2 protein-coding genes and 1 pseudogene are annotated in these 7268 nt (G+C 36.4%); 2 read left to right on the forward strand and 1 reads right to left on the reverse strand.

Annotated elements, in window-relative coordinates; translation table 11 throughout:
• Nucleotides 1-100: 100 nt before the first annotated feature.
• Complete coding sequence (locus H0V01_13995) at nucleotides 101-5431, forward strand: gliding motility-associated C-terminal domain-containing protein (GenBank protein MBA2584490.1); 5331 nt, start codon at nucleotides 101-103, stop codon at nucleotides 5429-5431.
• Between the two features lie 30 nt (nucleotides 5432-5461).
• Entirely contained in the window at nucleotides 5462-6838 is a 1377-nt protein-coding gene (locus H0V01_14000; GenBank protein MBA2584491.1) for a PorP/SprF family type IX secretion system membrane protein, read from the forward strand.
• A 71-nt stretch (nucleotides 6839-6909) separates the two neighbouring features.
• Here the strand turns inward: H0V01_14000 and H0V01_14005 are convergent.
• Nucleotides 6910-7119: pseudogene (locus H0V01_14005) on the reverse strand (alkylphosphonate utilization protein).
• Between the last annotated feature and the right edge of the window lie 149 nt (nucleotides 7120-7268).

Here is a 7268-nt window from a genome sequence, read left to right on the forward strand (position 1 = left end):
CATTTGAGAAATTTAGTTTCATATATTTGTCTTGAATCTGAAAAAAGGATTATTCGATTGTTATCCACATGCTATTTTTACACCCCCAAAATATACCTTTATGAAGAAAATTTTTACTTTTTTTTCGGCACTACTTCTTTCAAATTTCTTAATTGCACAAAATGACGCTGCTTTAGCAGCACCAAACGGTACTTTTTTGGCTCCCGTAAGCGGATGTTCTTTAACTTCAACTGAAAATGTTACGGTTAGGATTTTTAATTTCGGCCCTGGTGCAATTACTACTGGATTTGATGTTTCCTATTCCATAAATGGAGGACCTTCAGTAATAGAAACCGTTTCAGCCCCAATAAACATCCCTGCAAACACTTCATTTACCTATACTTTTTTATCGCAGGCGAATTTATCTATACAGGGAACCTACACCCTGGATGCATCCGTTATTTTGGCTGGTGACCCAACTCCTGGAAACAACACTTATTCAGGATATGTTGTTAATTCATTAGAACCATCTAATGGAGGTACGGTTTCAGGCCCTGCATCGGTGTGTATTAGTGGAAATAGCGGCTTTCTAACCCTTGGTGGAAACAACGGAAACATTCTTCGTTGGGAGTATTCAACAGATGGGGGCGGAACCTGGGTGAATATTTCAAATACTTCCACAATTCAAAATTATAACAATTTAACTGTTCCAACTATGTATAGAGCTGTGGTTCAAAATGGTTCTTGTGCTTCAGCCAATTCTTTGCCATTAAGCATTGGAATTGATCCCGTTACTATTCCGGGAAACACCGCGGGTGCAACAACTGTTTGTAGTGGAACAAATTCAGGAAATGTTACTTTGAGTGGCAATACAGGAACGATAACCAATTGGGAGTTTTCAATAGACGGAGGAATAAGCTGGAGTATTATTGCCAATACAACTGCTACTTTGTCCTATTTAAATATTACTCAAACTACAAGATATAGAGCAGTTGTAAAAAGCGGGGCTTGTTCTGCTTCAAATTCGTCAATTACTATAATTACTGTAAACCCTCCAACAATAGGTGGAAATCTATCACCTTTGTCAACAACCGTATGTAGCGGTGCAAATAGCGGAACACTTACCTTAAGTGGACAATCCGGAAGCATTATACGCTGGGAAGTTTCAACAAACTCTGGAAGTACCTGGACTAACATTACCAATACCACAACAACCCTAAACTACTTAAATTTAACTCAGACTAGCTTATATCGCGTTAGAATTCAAAGCACAGGTTGTCCTGCATTATATTCCGATACTGCCACTGTAACAGTAAATCCTCCAACCGTTGCAGGCACCCTTTCAGCTGCAGCCACTGTTTGCAGTGGAACCAATAGCGGAACTTTAACCCTTGCTGGCTCTAGTGGAAGCATAATAAGATGGGAATTTTCTATTAATGGAGGTGGATCCTGGACAAATATTGCAAATACCACAAATACTCAAAACTACACAAATCTAATCACAACAACACGGTACAGAGTAAGAGTTCAGAATGGCATTTGTACTGCCCTGAATTCAAATGCAATTGACATTACTGTTAATCCTCTTAGTGTTGGTGGAACAATTTCTGGAACAACAACAGTATGCGGCAATACAAACAGCGGCACTTTAACACTTAGCGGAAATACCGGCAGTGTTCAACGCTGGGAATCTTCTATAAATAATGGTACAACCTGGGATATTATAGTCAATACCACTACTACTCAAAATTATTCAAATCTTCCAACAACAACTTGGTATAGAGCTAATTTGATGAATGGAGTATGTGCTGCAGCATATTCTGACACTGCAATAATTACTTTTGCTCCGGCAACTGACCCAGGAATTCTTTCAGCAGATGCGACAGTTTGCAGCGGAACTAATACAGGAACTTTAACTTTATCAGGCTATTCCGGCACTATTATCAGATGGGAATTTTCTATTAATGGAGGTGGATCCTGGTCAAATATTGCCAACACTACCGACAGCCATGTATATAACAATCTTACAACCACAACAAGTTTTAGGGCTCTGGTACAAAATGGAAGTTGTCCTGTTTTATACTCAAACTTTATTGTAATTTCTGTTAATCCCGTAACCATTGGGGGTACAGTTTCAGGTGCCACCACTGTTTGTAGCGGAAACAATAGCGGAACACTTTCTTTAAGCGGGCATACAGGAACAATTATAGAATGGGAATTTTCTATAGATGCTGGAACAATTTGGTCTTCAATTGCAAATACCAGCAATTCACAAGCCTTTGTAAATTTAACAACTACTACTATTTACAGAGCAGTTATTCAAAGTGGAGTTTGCCTTGCTGAGCGCTCAACTGAAGAAACAATTACTGTTGATCCTATTACTGATGGAGGAAGTGTTTCTGGTGCAACTACTGTATGTTCTGGCGCAAACAGTGGAAATGTTAGCCTTGTTGGCAATATTGGCAATGTATTGAATTGGGAATTTTCAACTGATAATGGAAATTCCTGGATTAATATTTCAAATAATACTACTACACAGAATTACAATAATATTACAACGCCAACTATGTATAGAGTCCTTGTTCAAAGTGGTCTTTGTAGTTCTGCCTACTCAAGCACGGCACTTGTTAATGTTAACCAACCCTCTGCAGGTGGTACTATTTATGGAGCAACAACAGTATGTAGTGGCTCAAACAATGGAACATTATCCTTAATTGGAATTTCAGGAAATATTATTGGCTGGGAAGAATCTACGGATAATGGAGTATCCTGGGTAGCAATAGCCAATACAACATCCACTCACAATTATAACAATCTTTTAATTCCAACTCATTTTAGGGCAATTGTACAAAGTGGAATTTGTTCTCCGGAATTTTCATCAATTGCAATAATTAACGTTGATGTAAACTCTGTTGGAGGTTTAGTATCTGGAAATGCAACTGTTTGCGCAGGTTCTAATAACGGCACTGTTACTTTAAGTGGTGAAACAGGCAATGTAATTGGATGGGAATTTTCAACGGATGGAGGCATTAGTTGGATTCTCCTTTCTAATACTACTTCTTCTCAAGATTATTTCAACATATCAGTTACAACCATGTACAGAGCTTTGGTTAAAAATGGAGTTTGTAACGCTGTAAACTCTATGGAAGCAACCATTACTGTTGACCCTGCTACAAACGCAGGTATTTTAACAGGGAATACTTTTGCATGTAGCAATAATAACAATGGAACAATTATCCTTTCAAATTATGTTGGAGATATATTAGATTGGGAAGAGTCAAACAATGGTTTAACTTGGTTTCCTACAGGAAACACGGCTGATTCCTATACTTATAATAATCTTTTTATTACAACCTACTTTAGAGTACTTGTACAAAGTGGAAGTTGCGCTGTTAATTATTCATCAACAGTTATTGTTACTGTTGATGCAGCCTCTGTAGGGGGAACTGTTTCAGGAAGTACAGTAGTTTGTGCAGGTACAAATAATGGTACGGTAACTTTGAGTGGAGAAACGGGAAACATTGTTTCATGGGAATTTTCTAATGATGGAGGAAATAGTTGGATAAGTCTTTCAAATACCTCTTCTTCCCAAAATTACTCCAATTTAACTATAACAACCAGTTACAGGGCCTTGGTTAAAAATGGAGTTTGTGGCTCGGTAACTTCATCAGAGGCAACAATAACCGTAGATCAGTTATCAAATGCAGGTGTTTTAAGCTCAAATGCTGTTGTATGCAGTAACAGCAATAGCGGTACAATAACCCTTAGTGGATATGTTGGAGAAATTATTGATTGGTTAGAGTCCAATAGCGGAATTTCCTGGTTTCCTTCTGGGAATACATCAAATACTCAGAATTACAACAATTTATTAATTACAACATATTACAAGGCAATTGTTATGAATGGTTTATGTGAAGCAGATACTTCTAATGCTGTTATTATAACTGTTAATCCTGTTTCTGTTGGGGGAAATTTAACAGGATCAAACACTGTGTGCCCTGGAGACAATAATGGAACATTATACCTGGCAGGTCAAACAGGCAATATAGTGGGATGGGAGATTTCCAATGATAATGGAAACAACTGGATGCCTATTAGTAACCAAACAGACTCTTTAGTATATAATAACATCATTCAAACTACTTTATACAGGGTTATGGTTAAAAGTGGAATATGTAATGCTGTTTATTCAAATACAGTAGTGATTTCTGTAAGCCCTAAAAGTATTGCAGGAAATATTTCTGGAATTACTGCTATTTGTGCTCAGGAAGAGGGGAGTTTAACACTAAATGGCTATACAGGATCAATAATAGATTGGGAATCATCAATTGATGGAGGATTAACATGGTCATCCCTTGGAAACACCCTGCCTTCATATACTTATTCTTTACAAAGCTCTGCCCGCTTTAGGGTAATTGTAATTAGCGGGTCCTGTCCTGCTGACACTTCACTTGTTGCACAGGTAAATGTTTTTGCCAAGCCAGAGGCTTCATTTATAGCTGAGGATGTTTGTTTTGGAAATTCTGTTTCATTTCAAAATACTTCAACAATAACCAGTGGATCAATACAATTAAATATGTGGGATTTTGGAAATGGGCTTGCCACTATTACAAGAAACCCTTCACATGATTATTTGGCTTATGGAGAATATGTGGTATTATTAAAAACAATTTCCAATAACAATTGTATCGATACTGTTTCTGCAACTGTTAGAGTATTCGAGCTTCCTTCTGCAAAAATCACAAATTCTGCAACAAATGAATTTTGCATGGGCAGCAATGTAGAGTTATCAGTTGATAATGTTATAGGCCTAACATACCAGTGGAGCAATGGAAGCATGCTTTCATCCACTACAATTGATTCCTCTGGAACCTATTCCGTAACAGTAACAAATGTTAACAACTCATGTAGTTCTAAAGATTCCATAAAGATAACAGCACATACATTACCTATTGCTTTTGCTGGTAATGATACTTCTGTGGCTCCTGGTAGAAGCATAAAGTTACAGGCAACAGGAGGATTAACATATTTATGGACACCATCTTCCAGTTTAGATTTTCCAGGAAGTGCCGATCCCATTGCATCACCAATTTCTACAACAATTTATACAGTTAAGGTAACGGATATTAGGGGCTGTAGCAGTGTTGATTCCCTTATGATAGAAGTAAAGGGTAAAGCAGATTTTATGGTTTTTAATTTAATAACCCCAAATGGTGATGGTTTTAACGATACCTGGTTTATTGAAAAAATAGAATTGTTTCCGGAAAATGAAGTCGTTGTTTTTAATAGAAACGGTCAAACTGTTTTCTCAGCCAATTCTTATGACAATTCCTGGAATGGGACATACAATGGAACTGCACTTCCGGATGGAACATACTACTACATTTTGAAATTCACAAATACAAGAGATATTCAAAAAGGATCGGTGAACATTTTAAGAAATCAGAAATAAGTCAACCGAAAAAAACTTAAAGAGATGAAAATGAAAAAACACATACTAACATTAGTTCTGGGCCTGATCATTGCAAATGCTTTATTGGCTCAACAGTTGCCCCTATACAATCAGTATTATATCAATCCTTTTTTATATAATCCATCCATGGCTGGTGCAACAGAGGGAATAAATGCAAACCTTTTGCATAAGTCTCAATGGAGAAGCATACCAGGTGCCCCAGAAACCAGTGTATTAACATTAGATGGACCTGTAAATGGAACAAACACTGGATTAGGTGCAACATTCATTAATGATGCAAGCGGAATCTTTCAACGCCAGGGAGCATATGGGGCATATTCTTACAGAATAAAACTCAATGATGAACACACTGTTGTAGCAGGACTATCTGTAGGGGTTTTAAACACAAGGGTGGATTTTAACAGAGTCTCTGCAAAGGATGCAAATGATCCATTTTTAATGCATGGTGGATTTTCAAATGCTACGGTTGATGCAAGTATGGGAGCAACTTATTTATGGAAAGAACTCCAAGTTGGAATTGCTGCACCACATATTATTGGCCAAAGATTTCAATTTCGGAGCAATGAATCAAATTCTACTTTAAAACCAGACAGAAATTTTCTGCTAACAGCTAAATATGTTTTTACTGTGAAGGAAGACAAGGGCATGACTGCTTATCCCGTTATAATGCTTAGAGCTGCAAATGGAGTCCCAATTCAATATGATATTAATGCGGTTTTTGATTGGGAAAATATTGGGTGGGCTGCCATAAGCTATAGAAGCAATTATGCAGTAGGAATGAACATAGGTATTAAAATTAATGAAACAATACGAGTAGGTTATGCATACGAAATACCAGTTAATGCCGTAGGAAACCATATGGGAGGATCAAATGAATTATTACTTGGTTATAGGTTTAACAATTTTCATTCAAAAACAGATGACCTTGTTTCACAACCTCAGGATAGCCAATATGATTTAATGGTTGACAGTATGATGTACTCATTAAAGAAAAGTGATGATTTTCAAAAAGCAGAAATAATTCGGTTAAATGATGAGATCGAGAAACTTAAAGAAGCAAAAACTAGCGAAACTAAAACTCCTGAAAAAACAAACACGAAAGACACTAAATTTGGAAAATCAAGTGACTACAAGGATGAAACAGGAAACAAAATAACTCCTGGAAATTATATAATCATAGGTTCATTTAGTAAAAAAGAGAATGCGTTAAAGGCCCTTAAGGAAGCCCAAGACATGGGTTACCAAGATAGTAAAACTGTTTTTAATGATGTGAATAAATTTCATTACGTATTTGTAATGAAATCAGATGATCCAGCCGAAACCAAAGCAGGTTTAATAAAAGTTAGATCGCAAGTTCCTGATTCCTGGATCTTTGTTTTGGAATAAAAAAGAATTAAGAAGAGCAGGCGTATTAAAACTTTGTTTTTGCTGATTTTAAATCTGTTTCAGAATTTAAGTTAAGCCTTTTTTAAAAACTCAGTTTTTAGAACTACCACCATTTTGCTTACACGGGATTCTATTTCTTTATCCTCACCGGTAAGTTTAATGTTTTTTACCATTGTTCCTCTTTTCAAGGTAGTTGATGTCCCTTTTAATTTTAAATCCTTAATTAACGTTACAGAATCCCCTTAATTTAGAATATTTCCATTGGCATCTTTAACTTCCATATTACTTGGTATTAATTACAAAGCTAGTGTTTTAAAATATACAATTACAAAATCTACACTTCTTGTTGTCTATAATTTTATCTTAGGATTAAGGCAACAATAGCAAATGAACATTCATTCCATTCGTAAAAAGGCAAAGTCTTGTTAGT

The sequence above is a fragment of the Bacteroidota bacterium genome (assembly GCA_013696965.1).
GTDB lineage: Bacteria > Bacteroidota > Bacteroidia > JACCXN01 > JACCXN01 > JACCXN01.